Source organism: Spiroplasma endosymbiont of Panzeria rudis (genome assembly GCF_964019705.1).
Taxonomy (GTDB): Bacteria; Bacillota_I; Bacilli_A; order Mycoplasmatales; family VBWQ01; genus Spiroplasma_E; species Spiroplasma_E ixodetis_A.
On the sequence record NZ_OZ026460.1, the window covers coordinates 278,972 to 304,429 of the forward strand.

A 25,458-nucleotide genomic window follows, 5' to 3' on the forward strand; every position below is an offset into this window, starting at 1 on the left:
TCATATTTTTTAACCTTTCTCAAGTAAAATATTTTTTGTAATTCATGGCATAATTTCATTATCAAATATATCTTTAATATTAGGTTCATTAATTAAAGCATGTTTACCATCAAAAATAAAAACATAACTATGATGTTTCTTCCAATATTTTTTATTAATTTTAAGTTGATGAAAATCACTAAATACATCATCAGCGCTTTGCAAGATTAACGTTGGAAGTTTTGAATTACTAATTTCCATTATACTTTTTTTATTAATTTTTTTAAATTGTAGTAAAAAACGTAATGATCAATTTTGACGATTACTATATCTTTGATTTATATTAGTAATATGAGCATTATTACTAGAAATATCTTGATTTTCAACATAGATTGGCATTTGAATATTAGAATTAAAAATAAAAGCAAAACAAAAACAAATAATAAAACTTAATGAAAATTGATAAAGATTTTTTTTAGTTACTAAATTACTAGTAATTAATGCTGATACTTGTGAATTATTTTTAACAGCATGACTAGCAATAGCTGCGCCTAATGATTCACCAAAAACAATAATTTTTTGATTGGAATATTTAGATTTTACTGCACTTATTATATCTTTTAAATCATTAATATCAGTACCTAATGATTTAAATTTTCAATCTTGTCCATTTTTACCATTACCTCTTCGATCATAAGTAATCAAAGATAGTTGTGATTTTTTACAAAAAGAACTTAGTAATTTAAAATCATCTTTTTGACCTTGCAAGCCATGAGCACCAATAATAATGACTGTACTTTTATCAACCATTTGCTTAAATAATTTTACTTCATAACCATCACGTAAAATAATTACCTTTTCTCGTATTTCAGCAGCTTGTTGTACATGAACATTGTCTTTAATTTTTGCCATTAATAAAATTCTTAAAATTATTAAAATTACTAATATACTAATCCCAATTAAAATCGAATATAAACCATTTTGCTCAGTAAAAAAATTAGCATTGTTTCATATCATGTTAAAGTTAGTCCCTTCCTATATTTGTAATTATTCGTAAATTTTAAAATTAGGTGCTTGTGGATGAATAAAAATACGTTCAATTTTTTGTGCTTTATTTGTTTCATCATTAATAGTTAATAAAACAGCTGAAAATTGACCTTCACCATCTGCTGGACTAAATTTTGCTGGCATACTTTTTTTATCACGAATAATAACTTCTTCAGCTTTAGCACCAATAATAGAATAAAACGGACCTGTCATTCCAACATCACTAATAAAAGCGGTACCTTTTGGTAATAAACGATTATCTGCTGTTTGAACATGAGTATGAGTTCCTACCACACAAGTAACTTGACCATCAAAATTTCAAGCAAAAGATAACTTTTCCGCTGTTGCTTCAGCATGAAAATCAATAATATGAATGTCACTTTTTTCTTCACTATTTTGTTTATCAATCGTAATAAGTTGTTCAAGAGCAAAATAAGGATTATCAGATTTATCCATGAAAGTACGACCAATTAAGTTTGTTACACGCACTTTTTTATTACCAACTTTAACTAAAATTGTACCATTACCTGGATGATAAGGATTATAATTTAAAGGACGCAATAAATCGGGAGTTGTATTAATATACTTAGCAACATCAGGATGACCAAAAATATGATTACCGGTAGTAATAATATCAATACCAGCATTTTTTAATTCATCATAGTGTTTTTTACATAATGATTTACCATGCGTAGTATTTTCACCATTCGCAACTACTAAATCAATCTTAAATTGATTTTCATATTCCTTTTTTATTTTAGGAATTCAATATTTAACCATTTGTCTACCAACAATACTGTAAATATCACCAATTATTAAAATTTTCATTAATTTCCACCTGCTTTATTCTATTTTATCAATTTCTTGTAAAACTTTAATAAAATTATACTTTTCCGTATATTTTTCATATATTACTTGTCGTTGTTTATATTTTTCATAAAGATGCAACTTACTTTCATATTTATTTAATAAAATAATAACTTTTTGTAGACTATCATGAACAGCCGTTCGTGATACTTTTTGTAAATCAGCAATTTCTTGTAAAGATAAATTCTCAATAAAGTAATTTGTAAAATATTGTTTTTGTTTTGCTGTTAATAATGTATTATAAAAAGCAAATAAACTATAATATAAAACTTGTTTTTCTAAACTATTCATTTTCATACTCCACAAACAAATCACTTGTTAAACTAAAAATATACTTATCTAAATCAAACTCTTCCAAGTCATTAATACCTTCACCAAAACCCATTAATTTAACAGGAATATCTAATTCTTCCTTAATAGCAAGAATAATACCACCTTTAGCAGTGCCATCCATTTTTGTTAAAATAATGCCAGTCAAAGAAACAATTTTCATAAATTCTTGCGCTTGATTAATACCGTTTTGTCCAGTTGTACCATCAATTACTAACAATGTTTCATTAGCTTCATGTCCTAATTTCTGAGTAATAATTTTATTAATCTTTTTTAACTCCTGCATCAAATTAACTTTATTTTCTAATCTTCCTGCCGTATCAACAATAATAACATCACAACCTTCAGATTTAGCTGCTTCAACTCCAGCATAAACAACACTAGCTGGATCTTGCTTTGGTGTTCCTAAATAACAAGGAATGCCAATTCTTTCTGCTCAAATTTGTAATTGTTCAACTGCACCAGCACGAAAAGTATCAGCAGCAACTAGAATTGGTTTTTTACCTTGTGTCTTTAATTTAGCTGCTAATTTAGATGCTGATGTTGTCTTACCATTACCATTAACACCAACAACTAAAAATAACGAAATATTATTACTACTAAAATTTAATCTTGTAGAAACCAACTGACCATCAGTATAAATAACAAACATTTTATCAATAATAATATCATTAATATCTTTTGGTTTTGTTAATTTTTGGATTTTGGCTTCATGACGAATTTCATCAGTAATAGTTTCTGCCATTTTGTATCCAACATCTGCTAAAATTAATACTTCAGTTAATTCTTCAAAATATTGTTCATCAAGTTGATGATAACGCGCTGCTAATGCTTTAATTTTAGATGCAAATAATGTTCTTGACTTTTTAAGGCCCTGATCATATTTAGTTGTCTTTTGACCAAATAATTTTGTCTTTAAATTTTTAAAAAATGCCATATTTTCACCTACATTGTTTATTATACCAATAAATAACTAGTTATTTATGACATTAATACTTTAATTTTATTAAAATATTAATAGTACGATTTAAAAGTTTTATTTAATAAGTAATTTATTATATTTTAATTTAATAATAAATCCAAAAAATATCAATCAATTTTTCTTGATTTTAACTAAAAATAAAAGATTGCTTTTGCAATCTTTTTAACTTGTTTTATTAAATACATGATGAATTTGATGGTTTATATCCACTTGTTGAAGGTTGATTTTGTAAATCCATTGCATTTATTTTTTTAGTTTTATTAAAACTTAATCGGTTGATTTTTTCTTCAAATACATGTTTCTCATTATTAGCAATTTCTTTTTCTAATAATAAATTTTTAAGTTGATCAGTTTTAATTAAAATATCCTTATTTATATCTTTGTTCTTATTAACACAACCAAAAGTAAAAATAATAATAATATAATTTAATACTGAATTTATTTTTTTCTGTTCAAAATGTGCAATATCTCTTTCAATATTGGTAATTTTTTTAGTTATATTTAATAAATTTTTTTGATTTTGTTTTATTTTTAATTTTTTCATTTTTTTAAAAAAAAATTCAGAAATTTTCTTATCTTTTGAAAAATCTTTGGCAAAAGATAAACTATCATTACCCATTTTATCTTTTTCAATAAAATTAGCACCCTTATCAATTAATAAATTAATAAATTTTAAATCAGCATTACCCATTATAGCATAATGTAAAGGAGTATTATCTCTATTATTTTTGACATTTATATTAGCGCCATATTTAATTAATAGATCTGCAGTTTCTAAAAAATTATGAAAACATGCATAATGTAAAGGAGTATTACCAGAATTATCTTTTTCATTTATATTTAAATTATTTATTTTATTAGTAAGAAAATAAATAACTTCCTTATTATTACCATTTTGTAAAAAGTAAATAAAAAGTTTTTGATCAAAAACTTTTCTTAAGTTTTCATCTGTTAATATTCTTTTTGCTTCATTCAATTCTTGCATTTTAAGTTTTGATTGAGGATTATTATTTTTATCTGGGTGAGTTTTTAGAGCAGTCTGTTTGAATTTTTTTTAATTTCTGCTACTGATGCTGTTGGTAATACATTTAATATATCATAATAATTAGAAATTAATGATTTATCTTTCAAAATTCTTTTTTTCTCCTTTCAAAATAAAAAACCCATTTACTTTAAAATAAAGTAATGAGTTAAAAACAATATTTAGTTTTCAAATAAAGTATACATATTTGACTATTAATTTGGTAAATTTAAATATTTAAATTTACCAAACATTCTTTAGTGAACTTTATTTTATTCATCAGATTTTAATAATTCAATTAAATTCATTTTATTTAATTCATGATTATTAATAATAAATGTTGAAATATATATACCACCAATTATGATAAAACTTACTGGTAATATTCATCATGTTATTGTAAATGGTAAAGCCACACCAACAAAACTAATAAGAATATTAATTAAACCATAAATAGCAAGGTAACCTAGGGCAAACCCTACAATATAACCAAGTAATGCTCAAGGTGTAAAAATACCTAAAGTAAAAGAATTAATTTCTCAATTAGTATATCCTTCTGCTTTCATATGAGCCATAAAACGACGAAATTGATCGGTAAATAAATCAGTAATCATAATAACAATTAATATTGAACAAATAATCGTTGTCACAATAAATAAAGCACTAGCACTGAAAGCAATATCTGACATTTTAGTAAGCATTGCTTGTTGTCTTGATAATAAATAATTTTTTTTGACCATTGGTATATTTTGATTACCACTTAAACTAGTGGTTGCATAAATAGTATAATCATCTAAATTTGATTTAAAACTCATTCTTCCAATTAAATCAAAAACATTAGCATTAGCACTTAACTTACCATTAAATCATTGAAATACATCCGTTCCTGAATAATAAGGATTATCATCAATATAACTATAACCCATAATTTCATTAGCTCATTTTTGATCAACATAGGCTTTAGGAGTATCATAAGAATCTTGAATTCCCACAACTTGATATGTATGAAGTGGATTATCATTACCCGTAATATTTTTTCATCATGTTGGCATGTTATTTTTAATATCTGCTTGTAAACTATCAGCATTAATATTATTTTCTTTAGTTAAAATATTATTATTAACCATTCCCATAAATCATTCTGCTGGGCGGTTTAATAAAATACTTAATGGATCTTTAGGATCAAATCCATTATATGACTTTACCAAATCATATGAAAAAGGTCTAATTCATTTACCTGTTAAATCGGAAATATTTTCTAAATTAAATTCAATAATTTTAGTCCCATCAGCTGTTGGAATTGTACCCTCTATAGCATGATGATCAATATCAGAAGGCAATTTTAATCAAATATCATTAACATTATTTCAAGTACTAGGTTCATTATTTATAATTGGTTGTCCTTTTTCATCATACATACCATTATACCTAGTACCATGGATATCACTATATTCTTTACTATTATCAGATAATTTTATTTTTTGATCACCACGATAATTTCATTTTGTTCCACTTTTTGATCAGATGCCACCATTTGTAGTATAAGAATCTGTTGGTGGTGTTTCACCGTAATATCAATTTTCTTTTGGTAAAGGAATACTTTTACCATCAATATTTTTATAACATAAAGTATTAACTTGTGGTACACCACTAAATTGTGAACCAACATCTAATCCAAATTTAGATTGAAAAGCACGATTGATAACCATTGGAATAGCATTAGCATTAGCATTATATTTTAAAGCTTTAACTTCATCATTTTTTAATACTAACATTGCAGTATTGGGATTAATCCCAATAACATCCATTAGTTCTTTTTTAGCAATTTTTGTACTTTCATCAACACCAACTTTAAACTGTGTTACTAATTCTTCATCTGGTCCATTAATATCACCATTATTAGTAGTTTTTGGATTAAAAGCAATAGTATTATGACCAATACTAAAATAATCATAAGGATTTTCTTTAATATTAGGTCTTGGCAAACTATCAATACTCTGACGAACAAAGCCCGGTAATACTTGCTTTAAAATTTCTTTAATTGCCTCTGGACCAGGGGGCACTCCAGGATTGGGAACCTGCAAAATATTAGGTAATTGGCCACTTGCAAAATTAACAATATTATATGAAAATATTTTTGATGGTGTATTATCTTCTTTACTTAAATCAGTTATTAACTGATTACTAAAAGCTTTGCCACCTAATCAACTATATGATCAAACTAAATCATTAAGATCTAATGTCCCTGTTGATTGTTCTTGATAATAAGAGGACATTTTTTTTATAAACTCTGCTCTTTCAGATTCAGGAAAAGATGAATCGAAAGTAAAAATATCAGCAAAATTATTAGTTAATTTTTCTTTTTTAAACAATAATGGATTATATCATCCAACACGTGCCTTTTTCTCATCATAAACAATTTTATCTTCAGGTCAAGGCATAGCACCATAAGTTGGATAATATTTCTCACCACTTGGTCGATTAAAAAAATCTCATGAATATAATCCATATTTACTCATCGGCATATTCGGCATTGGTGTTTGATACTCATAATAATTTTTATATTTTTGAGTTTTGAAATAATTAACTTTTAAACTATTAATAGTGGCAGGAACTAGTGTTGTTGCTACAATTGAAAGTGAAGCTAAAGTAATAACTCCCGAAGTAACTAAAATTTTTTTTCAACTAGTTTTTGATAATGATAATAAAAAACGAAGACGAAAATTATTTTGTAAAAACTTGCTAGCTCTACTTTTAGGAACACCTAAAGCTAAATCACTATCTTTTTTAATTAAAAATAAAGGATCACGTTTTAAAAGACGAAAGGCAGTTAATAAAGTAACAACTGTAATAAAACCAATAATTAAAACAATTGAAATAAATAATGGAACAACATCAAAGTTAAAAACATTATATGGTAAAACAAATAAAGTATTAAAAATCTCAGTTAAATATACCTGAATTACAAGACCAACAATTCAGCCAATTGGAATTGCAATTAATAGCGTTAATAATGGATATGCCAAATAAGAAATCGTAATTTGTCATGTTTTATAACCTATTGATTTTAAAATACCCATTGAAACTTGTCCATGTTGGATTGCCTTTTTAACAATTAAAGTGGTGATAAAAATAACAACCGCTAGTAAAAATAATACGCCTGCTATTGCTGCAAATAAAAACCCAATTATTGCTGAATTAAATATCTTTTCTTTACTATTATAAAGCGAAAACTGACTATTGCTACTTGTAACTACAGGATTTGGATTAATAAGATATGTAGAAGATGATTGTGGTGTTGGGTTAGTATTACCATATTTCTCAACTAAATACTTATTATAATCATATTGATTTAAATTACTAACACCATTATCACTAAATATTGTTTTTTGAAAAAAATCATTAAATAAATCAACATCAAATTCATGAATACTATTTTTAGGAATATTATTTCATTTTGTAAAATACATTAAAGTATTATCGGTTTTATCTGCTGTCTTATATCAATTTCCATCATTTCATGCTGAAGGTGTAACATAAGCAATAAATTCAGTTCTTGTATTAGGAATTGGATCTAAGTCACTAATCGTTGGATAAATATCATAAGCATCACCACCAATACCACTAACAATAAAGTCAGTACCATTAATATTAATATGATCGCCTGGTTTATACGCTTTATTACTTTTATTTTTTCTTGCATATTGTGGCGTAATAACTATTTCATTTTTACTTGTTGGTGCAACACCTTCAAATACTTTTAGATTAGTATGATTTAAAGCATTAGGTAAACCAATATCAATAATTTTAGTATTAATTTGAGTATTATTAATTACTCCAGCACTGGCAGTAAATTGATTACGAACATATAAATCACGCATTTGTAATGCTGCAACCGCACGAATTAAATATGTAGAAAATGCATCTCTTTCAGTGCCATCACTAATCACATTATAGTTAAAAGGTGAATGATAACCAATAGAAGTATTAGTAAAATTAGTATAAATGTTACTATCTGATTCTGTTGCAGAAAAATTACGATAAATTCTCATTCATTGACCATTCATACCATACTCATTATCTAATTTTGGATCAGTTTCAGTTTCCTTAACTACTTTAATAAAAAGTTCATTTCTTTCTGTTGGATCTTGCAAATTAACACTATCAGGAATAGTAGCATCATTAGAAGAAGATCTAAAATTTATTTTATTTTCTAAAATTCAAGTGGTAACTTTATCATTATCAGTTTCCTTTAATATCGGATCTGTTGAATGTTTTGTAATCCATTCCTTAATAAAAGTATTAATAGATTGAAGAATATTGGGTGCTGTTTTTTTTAAGAAAACATCGCGATATAAATCATCTGCTGCTGTTTTAAAATGGTTTTTTAAATTTTCATTAGCAGCATTTTTTGATTTTAATAATAATTGACCATAGATGCTTGCTTTAACATTATTATTATTCAAATTAAAAACTAAAGGATTATCCGGATTTGTTCATCTTATATCATTAAACCCAGTAATATTGCCTGTATTATCACGAGTATAATCAATAGTTAAGTTATCTTTAGTGATTGGTAGTATTTCTTGATCTGTACCTATTTTTGTATCATCAAAATAAAGCGCTTTAGTACTTTTACTATTAGTTCCATCTTGAACATAAAATCGACCTAACTTTAAACTAAAAGCTTGATTAGCAATTTGTTTAATACCTTGCGACACTGGTGAATAAGGTAAAACAGCATCAAACTTAAGATCATTTAATCCTAATTGATTACTTCCTTCAATCATTCTAACGTATGATATTCAACTTCCAGTAACCAACGAAGTTGCAAAAGCAGTAAGTAATAGTAAAATAACGAATTGTAATTTACTTTTTCATGTAGCAACTAAAGTCTGCTTTAATAGTAACGCATTCTTAAATAAACTTTTTTTTGATTTCTTATTAGTAGATACCATTTTTTTATTATTCGCTTTTTCGCGTTTATTTAACCTTGCCATTACAGTTCTCCCTAATTCCTGAAATTAAAATTTTGCATTTAATTTTAATTATTAAGTTCAAATATGGATTAATAATATCACACTTATACAAAATTAATATATAGGATAATTTTAAAATAAATAATAGATAGTTTTTATAATGTTTAATTTTTCTCTGTTTGATATATTACCATATTTAAATTGTTTATTTAAATAAATTTTAAAATTAAAATAACTAATGATACAATTTGTAAGAAATGAATTTAATTATTTTCAGAGTTAAATATATTAAATTTTAGTAAAATAAAATTGACAAAAATAACACTTTATTTAAGGAGAACTGCTATGAAAAAAGTATTTACCAAGTTAGGAATTATCTTAATAGCAAGTGCCACTATTTTACCTCTATCGGCTTGTACCTTTAATTTTTATGTTAACCGTGTAACTAATAGTATCGCTAAAAGTTTTGCTGACCAAACTTCTGCTTTAATTAAAAGTATGGTTATGTCAAAAGAGTTAGGTGCTGATACTAGTAGTACTAATGATGATATTATGGGAAAAATTAAAAATAATAGTATTAATAATTTAACTAAAAATACTAGTTTAAATAATTGAGGTGATTTACAAACACGTTGAGGGGAAAATGGAAAAATTGATGTAAATAACTTTGATCCTGATAATTTTTTTAAAGCTTCTGGAACAGGTGAATTAACTAAAACCATCAATAGTAAAAAGCAAGTTAATGATGTTTTTTCATCACTTGATTATATTAGAACTATATCAATTATGGCTAACCCACAATTAGAAAATATAGTTGTAGGTGCTGGTATGGACCCCATTTCTAGTTTTTTAAAATCATTACAAGGTGACTTAAGCAGTTTACCAGCTGGATTACAATTAGTTGCTAATTTAATTAATAACTATGGTCCTAATTTTTTAAATCCGCTAACTAGAATATTTGGTAATTTAGTCAATGGCAGTTGATCTGATCAACAAACTTCTACATCCACTGATGAAGAAATATTAACTAAGTTTATGAATAATTGAAAAGATGATAGTGGTCAACCTTATAGCGCTTGAAATGATGATGGAAAATGAAAAATAAGTCCAAGTTTTGGTCAATTTCCTGGTCATAAAGTTGAAAATTGAAAATCAAAACAAGATTATGATTTATATCATGGTGGAACTTTAATTAATTACTTGTTTTGAAAAATGAGTGAAGACAATAAAATTTTTGGTAAAGATGGTAAAACTCCAAGGTATTTAGGTAATATTCTTTCAGAATATATAACTGTTAATGGTATAAATCCACCGGATGTTCAATTTGATGATAAAGGATTTTTTGCTGATATTGAAAAATACTTTCCCTATCTTTTAACTAACCCACTTTATATCTTAACAATTATTGAAGCAATTATTCCGGTTATTAAAAAATGAATATTAGATATGCCCGATATTACTGAAGGTGTTAAAAATTTAACAATTGGTAATGGTTATCCATCAAAGCCAAGTGCTGGTAGCTATAATTTACTTGATATTATCAATACTATAAAATCTTTAATTAGCCAACCAGAAAAATTAAAACAAATACTTCTAACCGTATTTGGTAAAACTACAGAAGAAACTCGTGGTTTCGATACATTTCTTTATGATGTTAAACTTAATTTAAAAGTTAAAATTGGTCCTTTACCTATATCAGCAAATTTAACCTTAGGCGGGCTTATTGGTGATAGTGCATATGATCCTAGTCCATTAATTGATACCATTATCAAAGCAATTAATACAGATAGTGTTAAAAACATTATTACTAGTATTACTGATCTAATTACCAAAATTTCAGAACAATACCCAGGTAATGAAGGTATTAATATTGATCTACAAGATTTAGAGAATTTTTTATTTAATAATACTACTGGTCTCTTAATAATTCTTAAAAATGATACTATTGTTACTCTAAAAAACATAATTAATAAAAGTGATGTAACAGCAACCGATGTCGAAGAATTATATAAATCATTAGGTGGACACATTAATAAAGATGATCCAGAATATCCAACTTTTACTCAAGGTTCAATACTTGATATTTTACAAAAAACTATGCTTGAACCAAACAGTCAACTAAATAATATCTTAAATTTATTACTTGGTACTACTTATGAAAGTCATAAATTAGGAATTAAAAATATTATTACTGCTAATAATAATCAATGAATTAAAGATAACTATGAAGTTTATTTTGATGCTGATAACACAACCGGCATTAATAAAAAAATAGGTAATACTTCTGATATTACTATGACTAAAACTACCATCAATAATATCGAAACAATTAATTTAAAATATGATTTTACATATAAAATTAAAAACACTACATATCATTTTATTATCACTGCTATTGATATTGAAAATTTAATTGATTTTCAAGGTATACGTACTTTTAAATTTAAAAGTATTACTTTAGTAAAATAAAAAACTAATTTTAATGTATTATTTACTAGATATTTAATAAAAAAATAATAGTTATCATAATAATAATTATTTTTAACTATAAAATATATGACTATATACTATACAATTTTAATTTTAATGCTATACTTAATTAAGTGCTTATTAATCTCATTATATCAGATATTATTATCAGATTTATCAATTAGGCGCCAGAAAGAAGAGGCATTGTTAATGGAAAACAATCAAACAATAGAAGCATTATTAGAAGAAATTAAAGTTTTAAAAGAAACAGTAATTACTATTAATGCAAGTTTAACAACACTTGTAAAAATCACAGAAGAACGTGAAAAACGTTTTGCTGAACGTGGAGCAAGAACACAAGGGGATAGAAATTCTTCTGATCGTGGAAACTTTAGACCACGTTCTGACCGTGGTGATTCTAGTTGAGGAAACAGTGGTGGATTTAGCAGACGAGACCGTGACGACCGTAATCGTAAAGGATAATTTAAACAAATAAAAAAAACTTATAACTAAATCTTAGTTATAAGTTTTTTTTATTTGTTTAAATGTATAAATTAAATATTAAAAATAACTATTTTAATTTCACTAATTTGTTAATTTTTCAAAATCTAAAACCCCATCAATTCAACTATTATTAAAATTAGTATCATGAGTTGTCAATAATACAGTGCCTTCAAATTCTTGCAATGCTTTTAATAAAGACTCTTTAGCTAAAACATCAATATGATTAGTTGGCTCATCTAAAATTAATAAGTTATAAGGTTTTAATGCCAATACTGCTAATCTAACCTTAGTTTGTTCACCACCAGAAAGTAAGTTCATTGGTTTCATTACTAAATTACTACGCAAACCAAAACTTGCTAAAATTCTTCTAATCTCAACATCATTTAATTTAATATCTAACTCTTTTAAATAATTAAATGGAGTAGTACTAGTCATTACTTCAGTTTGATGAAAATACGCTACTTGCATTCGATCATCTAAATTAATATTTCCAGCAAGTGCTGGAATATTACCAGCTAACGTTTGCAAGAAAGTAGTTTTACCAATTCCATTATACCCTTTAACAACTCACTTACTACCAGTCTTAATAACAAAAGTAAGCGGCTTAATTAATGGTTTATGATAACCTATTTCAAGGTTTTTAGCTTGGACAGCAATTGAACTTGTTGTTTTATAATACTTAAAATAAAACTTTGGAGGAGACTGGATTTGCTGTTTTTCTAAAACATTAATTTTGGATAATTGTTTTCTTCTTGATTCAGCACTTTTAGCAGTCGAAGCACGTGCTGCATTTTTACTAATATAAGTTTCTAATTTTTCAATTAATTTCTTTTGATTTGAATATGCTGATTCATATTGACGATGATGTAAACTTTTTTGTTCTAAAAAACTTTCAAAATTACCAACATAACGAGTAATCATATAATTATCAATATCAAAAATAATATTACATGTTGTATTAATAAAATTACGATCATGTGACACCAATAAAAATGCACTAGGGTAATTTTGTAAAAACTTAGCTAATCAATTAATTTGTTCAATATCCAAAAAATTAGTTGGTTCATCAAGTAATAAAAAATCATCTTCATTTAATAATAATTTTGCTAATAACACTTTTGCTCTTTGACCACCACTTAAACTACCTAAAGTTTGTTCTAAAAGTTGTAAATTAATACCCAATCCATCAACTAAACGACCAATTTTTTTACTAATAGTATCAAATCTTTGGTGTGTCAATTCATCTTGAATTTTCATTGCTTTCGTTAATAACTCTTCACTATAATTATTAGCCATTTCTGCATATAAGTTTTCCATTTGTTGTTCGCGTTCAAAAAGTTTTTGATAAATTTCACGCAAATATTGTAAAACTGTTAATTCTAAATTAACCTCTTGATGTTGATCCAAATACCCAATTTTAATTTTAGGATGAATATTTAAATTAATATGATCTGCAGATACTGTTCCATTAATAATATTTAATAATGTTGTTTTACCAACACCATTCATACCAATTAATGCCACATGTTCACCTTTATTAATTTGTAAAGTGGCGTTTTTATATAAAACTTTTCCACCATTAGCATGTGTTAAATTCTCAATTGTGACAATACTCATCTTATACCTCATTAATATTTTTTAATTACTTAGTAATAATAACATGAATATTAACCATAAAATAAGAGAAAAGAGAAAATAGTATTAATTTTATAGATTAAAATTTTATTATTTTCGACAAAATTGTTAACTTATTAAGTATATTGAAATAAACATTTTACTTTATTTCAAGTATTAGTTGAAATTGGAATATTATTAATACTCTTTGCATCAAATTTTTCTTGAGTTTGATGAGACAATTTTCTATTTTTAATTATATTAATATTTTGTTCAAAACTTGGTCTAATTTCATCAAAAGGTATGTTTTTTTGAGAACTTAAATAGTTTTTTAAAACTCTAGAATTGATATTATGAAAATCTATTTCTTTTAAGTCTTCCATTTCTAGTTTTTTTGCTTTTTTTGATTCTACTAGATTTCACATTTTTTTTAATAAAGGTTTAATTGCACATTCTTTTAGTAACTGAACACCTAATACTGCTACAATTGCTAAAACTATACATCAACCTATAGGCAGAGCAGTAAATGTTGCTATTCCCAAAGCTGCAGGAGTTCATCAACAAAGCGCCATTACAAGGGAAATTTTAAGAGCAAGAACAGAAATAATTCCTGAAACAACACCAAAAAGATAAGTTTCAAGGGCAAAAATAAAAAATTTTCCAAAACTCACCTACCTAATTTACCTAAAATATTTTTACTTTCTTTAATCTTTTCGTCATTATTAATGATACCATTAATATTTTATTTATTTTTAAAATCCAAAATAGATTTTTTTCTAATAACTACTTGATTATCATTTTCATTTTTTATGAATTGACTTTCTTCTAAAAGTTCTTTTTTACAAAAATAAACTCTATATTGTTCTATTATTTTTTGTTCAACATCAGTTTCTTTATTATTTAATATATACTATCTTTTCTCATATCTCATCATTACTAAAATAAATTCTATTTTGGATTTTAAAAATAAATAAAATATTAATGGTATCATTAATAATGACGAAAAGATTAAAGAAAGTAAAAATATTTTAGGTAAATTAGGTAGGTGAGTTTTGGAAAATTTTTTATTTTTGCCCTTGAAACTTATCTTTTTGTTGTTTTTTTTCTTCTTCTTCTTCTTTTTCTCTCTTTCATCTTTCTCTAGTTTCATTCACATCATTAATTTCCCATTTAGCAACTTTGCTTAAATCTGTTGGGCCATTAGGTTCTGTTTTTCATGGGTTTGGCATTTTTTAATTTTCTCCTTACTTCAATTTGAATATTTTTTCTCCATTTTAAATATTAAATATCCGACATCATTATATATCTTTTTTATTTTTTTTAAATAATTTTTTACAAATTTTTATAACTAAAATTAAAACTATAAGTTTAACCACATATTTTTATTTTATTACTTTTATTAGTGTTTAAAAATTTCATAATATGTAAAAATTTTTACTAAAAATAAACACTCCATTAATGCACTAAGATTTTTTATAAAATTAAGATAAGTAGGGTAAAATTATTGCAATTTTTCCAAAAATATTTATCAAAAAAATCAAAAACTTATATAGAGTATGAATATATTTTTGAAAAAAAACTGAAAATATAAATTATTTCTAAAAATAATAACAAATTTCATTGCAATTTAAATATTATTTGTTATTATTCTTATAAGGATTTAGATAGCCTAGGTCCTTTAAAATTAAGGTAATATGTCAAAACATTATTCAATTATAATATTTTTAAATATAAAAATTTAAAATTAATCTAAAACCCCTAATTTAAACTCTATAACCCCAATAACCTTAACTTTTATTTATAAATAATCCCCCCCTTTTTTTTATAAATGACATAAGTAATAATTCTTGTGTAGACAAGAGCTGAAAAGCTCTTGTTTTTTATATATAAAAAAGAAAAAATGAATTTAAAAATTAAAAATTGAATGTTATAATAAAACTTAAGGATCTATTTATAAATATCCTTAATATTTAAATAATTAAGTTACAGAACTCTAATCACTATAAATATAATAATTCTCTTAAAATTAACCCTAAAACCTTATATTTATAATGTTTTCTACACAATTAAATCTGTAACTTAATTATTGTTCGATAGCAAGAAAAAAATCTTGTTTTTTTTATATGCTAATTTTTTAATTTTATATGAAGTTATACTTACTTATTGTTATAATAATTTTATGAAATTAGGTGAATAAATGAAAAAAGCATTAATTATTGATGGTAACAATTTATTATTTAAAGCATATTATGCTACTGCATACCAAGGAGTTAATCTACATTCGCTACAGGGTATTCCAACTAATGCCGTCTATGCTTTTATTAGAATGCTGACTAAGTACTTAAAATCTAACAACTATGCTAGTGTTTTTGTTGCATTTGATGCTGGTCGTAAAACATTTCGCCATGAAACTTTAGCAACATATAAAGGAAAAAGAAGTGAAACTCCGGTTGAGTTAATTGAACAATTTAATTTAGTTAAAATATTTTTAGACTTAGCACAAATTCCTTGGGGACAAATAAATAATTATGAAGCTGATGATATTATTGGCAGCATTGTTAAAAATAAAGTTGCTAGTAATTATCAAATTGATATTATGAGTAGTGATAAAGATTTATTACAACTATTAGATAACAATATTAAAATTCTTAATCCACAAAAAGGGATGAGTGATTTAAAGGTTATTACTATTTCTACATTTCAATCAGAATATGAATTATTACCTTATCAAGTTACCGATTTAAAGGGATTAATGGGTGATAGTTCTGATAATTTACCTGGCATTAAAGGAATTGGTCAAAAAACTGCTATTAGTTTATTAAAAGAATATGACACATTAGAAAATATTATTGAAAATGTAGAACAATTAAAACCAAATGTTAGTAAACTAATTAAACTTAACTTTAATAATGGTATTATTTGTAAACAACTAGCACAACTTAATTTAAATACACCAATTACTGGTAATTTAGAAACGTTTAATTATAATGTTGAAAATTTAAATAATGAAAAGTTACAAGACTTTTACAAACAATATAATATGAACTCTTTATTAACACAAGACACTAATCCTAAAACTAATAAAAATAGTACATCTCACGTTCAAATTATAAATAAGTGAAGTCAAGAATGAAATTGTGATTCAAATTACTTATGATTAGAAATTTTTGGTGATAATTATAATCGTGATAATATTATTGGTTTTGGTATTAAAAATAAAAAAGGAACATTTTATATTAATAAAATCAATGCAATTAATTGTTCTAATTTTCAACATTTCTTACAAAATAAAAAACTACAAAAAATAACTTGAGATTTAAAAAAGGTTATTATCGCAGGACTACGTTTAAAATTAATAATAAATAATATTATTTTTGACCATATGTTAGCTGCTTACCTTCTTTATGCTAATGAAAAAATATTACCAGAAAACATTGCTGTTATGCTCAATGTCAATGTTAAAGATAATTTAAGCGCTGATGATTTCTATGGCAAAGGTATTAAAAAAAATATTCCCAATGATGAAAAAGAAATAGCTATTTTTTTAGAAAAAAAATTAAATTTTTTAACAGATTCTCATCTCATTCTTATAAAAAAATTAAAAGATACTAATAACTGAAATTTATATCAAGAGATTGAACTACCTGCTGCTTTTGTATTAGTAAATATGGAGTGTAATGGTGTTAACATTGATCAAAAAAAATTAAAACTACTAACTGATAAAACTTTACTAAAAATCCAAGATTTAGAATTACAAATTAAAAAAGAAAGTAATAGTAATTTAAATCCAAATTCACCAAAACAAATTAGTGAATACTTATTTAAAGAATTAAAATTACCTAATTATAAAAAAGGTAGTACTGCTTTTGAAGTTTTAATTAGTTTAAAAAATCAACATCCAATTATCGATATTCTTTTAGAATATCGTAAATTACAAAAATTATATTCCACTTACTTACTTGGTTTACAAAAATATATTTTTGATGATGGTAAAATTCATAGCATTTATAATCAAGTGCAAACCAGTACTGGCAGGTTATCTTCATTAGATCCTAATATGCAAAATATTAGTATTCGCGATAAAGAGCAAAGAGAAGTTCGCAAAATCTTTATTCCAAGCAAACCACATACTAAAATACTATCCTGTGATTATTCGCAAATTGAATTAAGAATATTAGCTCATATTAGTGAAGATGAAAATTTAATTAAATCTTTTCAACAAAAGCATGATATTCATCGCGAAACTGCAAGTAAAATATTAAATATACCTTTAGCAGAAGTTACTAACGAACAAAGACAAAATGCAAAAGCTATTAATTTTGGAATTGTTTATGGCATTTCTAGTTTTGGTTTATCACAACAAATAGGAATTAAAGTTGAAGATGCTAAAATGTTTATTAATAAATATTTTTCGGTTTTTCCAAAAATTAAAAGTTATATTAATAATATAATTGATTTTTGTGAAAAAAATGGATACGTTCAAACAATTTTTAATCGTAGAAGAGAAGTAATGGAAATTACAAATAAAAATAAGGTGATTCAAAATTTTGGTAAACGAATAGCAATGAACATGCCAATTCAAGGTAGTGCTGCTGATATTTTAAAATTAGCAATGAATAAAATTTATAAAGAAATAAAAAAACAAAATATTGATGCAATATTAATTGCACAAATTCATGATGAATTAATTTTTGAAGTTGAAGATAATAAAGTTAATGATGTTATTACTAAAATTACTAAAATTATGTCTAATGTTACTAAATTAAAAGTTCCCTTATTAATTAATACTAGTATTGGTGATAACTGATTTGAATTAAAATAAATTTTTAAAAATTTATTAATATTTAAAATAAATTAGTTTATTATATTTTATTGGAAGGAAAATAAAAATGCCAGAATTACCCGAAGTTGAAACTGTTCGCAAAACTTTACAACCACTTTTAACTAATCATAAAATTATTGGTGTTAGAATTCTTTTAAATAAAATTATCAAAACACCAAGTATTGAACAATTCACAAAACAAATTATTGGACAAACAATAAATGATGTTCAAAGAGTTGGTAAATTATTAATATTTATATTAGATGATTATGTATTATTAAGTCATTTACGAATGGAAGGAAAATATTATTTTCAACAAAATAATCAATCAATAAATTGAAAACATGTCTTATTAATATTAGAATTAGACAATAAATACGAATTAAGATATCATGACACAAGACAGTTTGGAACCTTTCATTTACAAACTAAAAATGAATATCAAAAAATAAAACCTTATATTAATATTGGTCCAGAACCTTTTAATAAAAATGTTACTGCTGAATATTTAAAAAATAAATGAAAAAATAAAAGTCAAAGTATTAAAGCAACATTATTAGAACAAAATGTTATGAGTGGTTTAGGAAATATTTATGCAGATGAAGTATTATTTTATGCTAGTATCCATCCGCAAAGTATTACTAAAAACTTAACACTTAAACAATTACAAGAAATCATTAATAAAGCAAAATTTGTGCTTAATAAATCAATAAAACTTGGCGGATCAACAATTAGTAGTTATACTTCAAGCCTTGGTGTAACAGGTTACTATCAACAAGAATTACAAGTTCATACTAGAGCAAAAATGCCTTGTTTTAAATGCCATACTATTATCAAAAAAATAAAAATAAACCTTCGCGGAACTTACTTTTGTAATCACTGTCAAATTAAATATTAACTGTGGAAAACTCAAAAGTATATATTAATAAAGAATATTTTTAATAAAAAAAAGTGGAATAAATGTGGATAAGTATGTGTTTTAATCATTTCACTTTATTTATATTCTTTATGTGCATATAATTATCATACCATGAAAGAAATGGATAGTAAAAAGAAAGTTAGGGAATGAATATGAACAGAACAATAAATGATATTGATATTTTTAAGTTGAACCAATCAGAATATATTAGTAACGAAGATTACCAAATTTTATTTATGTTATATCAACCAATAATTGGTATTGAAGCAATAAATTTATATTTAACTTTAGTTCAAGAAAAGTTATTAACAAAACGTATTAATCTTGATTTCAATCACGGACGAATTAAATCTTTATTAAAAATAACTTCCACTCAATTACTTGTTGCTTTCCAACAACTTGAATCTGTTAACCTTATTAATACTTACTACTATTCTTTAAAATCTACTTACATTTATCAATTGTGTTCTCCCTTATCTGCTGATGATTTTTTTGCTAATACCCATTTAAACTCAGAACTACTTAAACAATTAGGAACTTTAAATTACGAAAGACAAAAATTTTATTTTTTGAAAAATGATATTGAAATTACAGAAAATTATGTTAATATTACTCAACAGGAAAATACTATCCCTCAATCTTTAAAATTAAAAACAGCACTTAATAATATTTATGCTAAACAAGAACAAACATCAATCTCTAGACCAATTTATTCATTTCAAAATAAAAATCAAATTAACACTATGAAAGTTAATTTAAATTCTAATGGTAATACAATTATATCTAAAGATAATTCTAATGTTATTAATACCATATTAAATTTAATGCAACAAAAATTACCTGAAGAATATTTAAAAAATTTAACTGGTAAAATACCAACTGATAAATTAAAAACAACATTAGAAATATTAACTAATAACTTTCAATTAAATAATGCTGTAATTAACTGCTTAATTGAATATGTTTGATTTAAAAATAATAAACGTTTAGAACCAAACTATATTATTAAAATTGCTGAAACCTTTCAAGAAAATCAAATTAATACTATTGATGATGCTTTATCTCATTTAAAACTTGCTTATGCTCGTAGCAAAAAAAATCCACAGCAACAATTTCAACAAGAATCATTATGATCTACTACAGAACAATCAACAACAAATAATTTCAATAAAAAATTAATTAAAAAATATAAGGTTGATAATATTAATAAAAAAGATATAACATTAACTCAAGAAGAAATAAAGAATATTTTAAAGGAATTTGATGCCCATTAATTTAATTATTAAAAGACACTATTATTAAGTAAGGAAATGATTATCATGAAACTTAAAGCGACAACTATCTTAAAAGAAAACATTAACAATGCTGAACTTCATGACTTTATTAAAAAAAACAACTTAACTAACAGCAAACTAGAACCATATGTTGAATTATTAAAAACTTATATTGATAGCTACAATTTATGTAAAAAACGAGAAAATCTTAGCAAATGTCTACAAAATGTTAAAGGATATCGTTATAAACTAGTAATGTTACCTAATCAAAAAATAAGTTTAGTACTAACGGATTGTCTTCATTCTATTAATAGATCTGTCCAACAACAAGTACATAATAATTTTTTAATTAAATACTATGATGATAAACTTTTATCACTTTCATGAAGTAAAAATTTTAATGCCTCAACTAATGCAAGAAAAGAAATCATCCAGTATTTACATCAATCTTTAAAACACAAAAGTTATCAAGGTTTATACTTATATGGTGACACAGGTAGTGGCAAAACTTTTATTTTTATCTTATTTGCGAATAAATTAATTCAAAAAAATCAAACTGTTTGTTTTATTGTATGACCTGAATTTGTTATGGACATTAAAAAAAGTTTTAAAAATGATACTGATACTAATCAGCAAATTGAACAATTAAAATCATGTGACTTATTATTTATTGATGATTTAGGCGGTGAAACCGTTAGCGCTTGAGAGCGTGATGAATTATTATTTAGTATTCTTAATGCACGAATTTTACCATTAAAAACTACATTTATTAATTCTAACTATAGCATTAGTGAACTATATCAACATTATTATTTAAAAAATAGTAAATCAGAAGAAATTAAAGTTAAACGCTTATTAGAACGTATTCAAACTTTAACTATACCAATTGAATTAACTGTTGAAGAATCACAAACTACAATTGAAAATAATAATATTGACAATATTAATAATGAAATAGAATATATACCAATATAAAATATAGTATTTTTCATAAAAAAATAAAATAATGAAAACTATAATTAAAATAAAGGAAATAATTTACTAATAAAATAAATGTTTTATAAATAAATCCATATTTTATGACAAATATTAACAATATTTGTTTATAATATACCTAGTCATTAATCAATATAAAAAACAAACACACAAAAGGAGTGACTTAATAATGGCAATTAAAATTGCAATTAATGGATTTGGGCGCATTGGCCGCCTTGCCTTCCGTCAATTATTTGACAAAAAAGAAATTGATATTGTTGCTATCAATGATTTAGGAAATGTAGAAGCCATAGCATATCTATTACAATATGATTCAGCACATAGAACTTGAAAACACGGAAAAATCAAAGCAGACAAATCAAAAAATACTATTAATGTTAATGGTAAAATAATTAAAGTTTGTCAAGAAAAAGACCCAAAAGCATTACCATGAAAAGCCAATGCTGTTGATATCGTAATTGAAGCAACTGGACGTTTTACAACAAAAGAATTAGCACAAGCACATATTGATGCTGGAGCTAAAAAAGTTGTGATTTCAGCACCAGCTAAGGGAGACTTAAAAACTATTGTTTATAATGTTAACCATGATATTCTAAAAAGTACTGATAATATTATTTCTGGTGCTTCATGTACTACTAATTGTCTTGCTCCTGTTGTTCATGCTCTAGAATCAGAATTTGGAATTATTAAAGGATGAATGACAACAGTTCATGCTGCAACCAATGACCAACGTTTACTAGACTTAGAACATTCAGATTTCAGAAGAGGACGTAGTGCTATGTCTAATATTGTTCCTGCAGCTACAGGTGCTGCTGCAGCTATTGGTTTAGTTATCCCTTCTGTTAAAGGAAAACTAGATGGTTCAGCAATGCGTGTTCCAATCATTACTGGTTCAATTGTTGATTTAACAATTGAATTAAAGAAAAATGTTACTGTTGAACAAGTTAATGCAGCAATGAAAAAACATAGTAGCGAATCATTTGCTTATAATGAAGATCCAATTGTTTCAACTGATATTATTGGTTCAAGTTTTGGTTCAATTTTTGATGCAACATTAACAAAAGTTATTGAAGTTGAAGGCAAACAAATTGTTAAAGTTTTTGCTTGATATGATAATGAAATGTCATATGTATCACAATTAGTAAGAACAGTAATACACTTAGCAAAGCTAAAATAATTTTTAAATAGTTTAATTAAAATATTAAACTACAAAAATGCATCTTACCAATTACAAGATGCATTTTTATTAATCGTTTTAAAAATATATTAAAATTATAATATGAAAAAAGGAGATGAAAATTATATGAATAAAAAAACATTAAAGGATCTTGATTTTAAAAATAAAAAAGTTATTGTTCGTTTTGACTTCAATGTACCATTAGAAAATAATAAAATTACCGATGATACAAGAATAAAAGCAAGCATCGAAACTATTAAGTATTTACAAAATCAAGATGCAAAAATAATCATGTTATCACATCTTGGAAGAATTAAATCTGAAGCTGATAAAGCGAAGAATACTTTAGCGCCTGTTGCAAAAAGACTAAGTGAAATCTTAAAAGAAAATGTAATATTCATTAATGAAACTCGTGGTACAAATCTTGAAACAGCTATTAATAATCTTAAAAACAAAGAATTACTTTTAATAGAAAATACTCGTTTTGAAGATTTAAATGGTAATAAAGAATCTACTAATAATCCCGAATTAGGTAAATATTGAGCACATTTAGGTGATGTATTTGTTAATGATGCTTTTGGTACTGCACACCGTGCTCATGCATCTAATGTTGGTATTGCTACTAATATCAAAAATAGTTGTGTTGGTTTATTAATTGAAAAAGAATTAACAATGCTTAATAAAATCACCGTTAATCCAGAACATCCTTTTATAGCAGTACTTGGTGGTGCTAAAGTATCAGATAAAATTGATGTTATCAAACAATTATTAACAAAAGCTGATAAAGTTCTTGTTGGTGGTGGTATGGCTTATACTTTTATGAAAGCATTGAATTATAAAATTGGTGATTCATTATTAGAAAAAGATAAAATTGATATTGCTAAAGAAATTATTGAATTAGGAAAAGAAAAATTAATACTACCTATTGACTTTGTAATTGCTCCGGAATTTAAGGACATCAAAGGTAAAATTACTACTAATGAAAATATTCATGATGGATATGAAGGAATGGATATTGGTCCAAAAACAATTAAATTATTTGAAAATACTTTAATTAATGCTAAAACTGTTTTTTGAAATGGACCATTAGGAGTTTTTGAAATGAGTAACTTTGTTAATGGAACAAAAAATATTTGTAAAACTATTTCACAATTAAAAGGTGCATTTACACTAATTGGCGGTGGTGATAGTGCAGCAGCAGCAGTTAAATTTGGATATGAAAATAAATTTAGCCACATTTCAACTGGTGGAGGTGCTTCATTAGAATATCTAGAAGGTAAGGATTTACCTGGTATTAATGCTATAGAAAATAAATAGTGAAAATATATGATTACTCAAGATCAAACAACAAGTGTTTTTATTCTTATTAGTTTATTTTTAATTGCGATGGTTTTAATATTTCAATTATTCCAATTTATTTTTTGATTAATTATTATTTTAAAAAGTAAAAAAAATGATACTAAATTAAAACCTAGCTATCAACAAGCATTATCCAATGAAAATATTAATTGTCAAATAGTTAAAAGTAAATTTACTTTTAAATATCTTAACTATAATTTTAAAAAAAATATTTTAAAATTAAAAAGTCGTGATTTTAATGAAACCACTACTTGAAATAAATATCAAACTTTAAGTAGTGTACTTGTTATTAAGTGAAAAAATAATTCTCAAAAATGAAGTAATTTAGCTCTACCAATTATTAATTTATTTTTTATAAATGGTGTTATTATTACTATTATTTGTGCTTTATTGTATTATATTCCAACTCAAAATAATAATATTAACAAGGAAATATTAGCAATTTTTAGTTTCCTTAGTTTACTTATTATTACTATAAGTTGATTATTTTGAACAATGTTTTATGAAAAATTTCGTAAGCAATTAATGACATTAAATACAGAATTAAATTATAATGAACAAAAAACTATTAAATATATTACCCTATTTAAATCTTGTTTTCCATTTTCTGATTTAATGTTTTAAATAAAATAAAATTATTTTATTTAAGTATCAATTTTTACCACAAGTGTAAATTTGATACTTTTTTTATTATTTTTAATTAAATTTAAACTTAAAATTTATTAATAATTGATGATTAAATAAATTTCTATTATCCAAAATACAAATTAAAAATAAACTTAGTGGTTAATACCTAGTTATAGCGATAAAACTATAATATATATTTAAATCTCATTTATAAAAGTATAGTAATCTTGCTTTAAATTATATACCATATTTATTATTATAAAAGTAAATATCTTAAGAAAAATAAAAAAATGTTAAAATAAATACATAATTTTAGATATATTTTTATTAATTATTATTTTGAAAGGGGTGTTAAAATGAAATATTTTAATCCAAGTTTTTTATTTAAATTATGAATATTAATTATTCCATTATTTGGGCGGTTGTCAAATTTACGAAATAATTAATTATCATATTAGTAACTTATTTCCAAAAATGAATTATTTGAAAAAT

17 protein-coding genes and 1 pseudogene are annotated in these 25,458 nt (G+C 24.5%); 9 read left to right on the plus strand and 9 right to left on the minus strand.

Translation table 4 applies throughout. From position 1 onward, the window contains the following. Window positions 1-9 precede the first annotated feature (9 nt). The 6 genes and pseudogenes from AACK89_RS01590 to AACK89_RS01615 form a co-directional block, all read right to left on the minus strand. Complete coding sequence (locus AACK89_RS01590; protein WP_338978847.1) at window positions 10-996, minus strand: alpha/beta fold hydrolase; 987 nt, start codon at window positions 994-996, stop codon at window positions 10-12. Window positions 997-1,026: 30 nt separating this feature from the next. Then, complete coding sequence (locus AACK89_RS01595) at window positions 1,027-1,854, minus strand: TIGR00282 family metallophosphoesterase (RefSeq protein ID WP_174480992.1); 828 nt, start codon at window positions 1,852-1,854, stop codon at window positions 1,027-1,029. Between the two features lie 15 nt (window positions 1,855-1,869). Next, entirely contained in the window at window positions 1,870-2,184 is a 315-nt protein-coding gene (gene ylxM, locus AACK89_RS01600) for a YlxM family DNA-binding protein (protein WP_174481096.1), read from the minus strand. Beyond that, the gene (ftsY, locus tag AACK89_RS01605; protein ID WP_338976012.1) at window positions 2,177-3,160 is read right to left on the minus strand and encodes a signal recognition particle-docking protein FtsY; all 984 of its coding nucleotides are present in this window, start codon (window positions 3,158-3,160) and stop codon (window positions 2,177-2,179) included. Before ftsY ends, ylxM begins: the two co-directional genes overlap by 8 nt. A 220-nt stretch (window positions 3,161-3,380) precedes the next feature. Further along, window positions 3,381-4,247: pseudogene (locus tag AACK89_RS01610) on the minus strand (ankyrin repeat domain-containing protein); the annotation flags it as partial. Between the two features lie 251 nt (window positions 4,248-4,498). Continuing rightward, window positions 4,499-9,226: an ABC transporter permease gene (locus tag AACK89_RS01615; RefSeq protein WP_338978850.1), complete on the minus strand. Its 4,728-nt coding sequence runs from the start codon at window positions 9,224-9,226 to the stop codon at window positions 4,499-4,501. A 324-nt stretch (window positions 9,227-9,550) separates the two neighbouring features. Here AACK89_RS01615 and AACK89_RS01620 point away from each other — a divergent pair, with 324 nt between their 5' ends. Both AACK89_RS01620 and AACK89_RS01625 read left to right on the plus strand, forming a co-directional pair. Further along, entirely contained in the window at window positions 9,551-11,674 is a 2,124-nt protein-coding gene (locus AACK89_RS01620; protein ID WP_338978853.1) for a hypothetical protein, read from the plus strand. A 204-nt stretch (window positions 11,675-11,878) separates the two neighbouring features. Next, a complete protein-coding gene (locus AACK89_RS01625) occupies window positions 11,879-12,157 on the plus strand; it encodes a hypothetical protein (protein WP_338978854.1) in 279 nt (92 codons plus the stop codon). 102 nt (window positions 12,158-12,259) lie between these two features. On the opposite strand, the gene AACK89_RS01630 is transcribed toward AACK89_RS01625, so the two are convergent. The 3 genes from AACK89_RS01630 to AACK89_RS01640 form a co-directional block, all read right to left on the minus strand. Then, window positions 12,260-13,795: an ABC-F family ATP-binding cassette domain-containing protein gene (locus tag AACK89_RS01630; protein WP_338978856.1), complete on the minus strand. Its 1,536-nt coding sequence runs from the start codon at window positions 13,793-13,795 to the stop codon at window positions 12,260-12,262. Window positions 13,796-13,929: 134 nt separating this feature from the next. Continuing rightward, window positions 13,930-14,463 (minus strand): hypothetical protein, encoded by a 534-nt coding sequence (locus AACK89_RS01635; RefSeq protein WP_338978858.1) that lies wholly within the window; start codon window positions 14,461-14,463, stop codon window positions 13,930-13,932. A 393-nt stretch (window positions 14,464-14,856) separates the two neighbouring features. Next, on the minus strand, window positions 14,857-15,021 hold the full coding sequence (locus AACK89_RS01640) for a hypothetical protein (protein WP_338978860.1): 165 nt from the start codon (window positions 15,019-15,021) through the stop codon (window positions 14,857-14,859). A 968-nt stretch (window positions 15,022-15,989) separates the two neighbouring features. Between AACK89_RS01640 and polA the strand changes: the two genes are divergently transcribed. From polA to AACK89_RS01675, 7 genes are all read left to right on the plus strand, one after another. Beyond that, on the plus strand, window positions 15,990-18,614 hold the full coding sequence (gene polA, locus AACK89_RS01645; RefSeq protein WP_338978863.1) for a DNA polymerase I: 2,625 nt from the start codon (window positions 15,990-15,992) through the stop codon (window positions 18,612-18,614). A 67-nt stretch (window positions 18,615-18,681) separates the two neighbouring features. Next, complete coding sequence (gene mutM, locus AACK89_RS01650) at window positions 18,682-19,512, plus strand: DNA-formamidopyrimidine glycosylase (protein ID WP_338962004.1); 831 nt, start codon at window positions 18,682-18,684, stop codon at window positions 19,510-19,512. Window positions 19,513-19,685: 173 nt separating this feature from the next. After that, window positions 19,686-20,807: a DnaD domain protein gene (locus AACK89_RS01655; RefSeq protein ID WP_338978866.1), complete on the plus strand. Its 1,122-nt coding sequence runs from the start codon at window positions 19,686-19,688 to the stop codon at window positions 20,805-20,807. 45 nt (window positions 20,808-20,852) lie between these two features. After that, window positions 20,853-21,782, plus strand: coding sequence for an ATP-binding protein (locus AACK89_RS01660; RefSeq protein WP_281748610.1), 930 nt, complete (start codon window positions 20,853-20,855; stop codon window positions 21,780-21,782). A gap of 190 nt (window positions 21,783-21,972) precedes the next feature. Beyond that, complete coding sequence (gap, locus tag AACK89_RS01665; protein ID WP_338978868.1) at window positions 21,973-22,980, plus strand: type I glyceraldehyde-3-phosphate dehydrogenase; 1,008 nt, start codon at window positions 21,973-21,975, stop codon at window positions 22,978-22,980. A gap of 126 nt (window positions 22,981-23,106) precedes the next feature. Continuing rightward, window positions 23,107-24,297: a phosphoglycerate kinase gene (locus AACK89_RS01670; protein ID WP_338978870.1), complete on the plus strand. Its 1,191-nt coding sequence runs from the start codon at window positions 23,107-23,109 to the stop codon at window positions 24,295-24,297. Between the two features lie 9 nt (window positions 24,298-24,306). Beyond that, window positions 24,307-24,963, plus strand: a complete 657-nt coding sequence (locus AACK89_RS01675; RefSeq protein WP_338974634.1) for a hypothetical protein — start codon at window positions 24,307-24,309, stop codon at window positions 24,961-24,963. Window positions 24,964-25,458 lie beyond the last annotated feature (495 nt).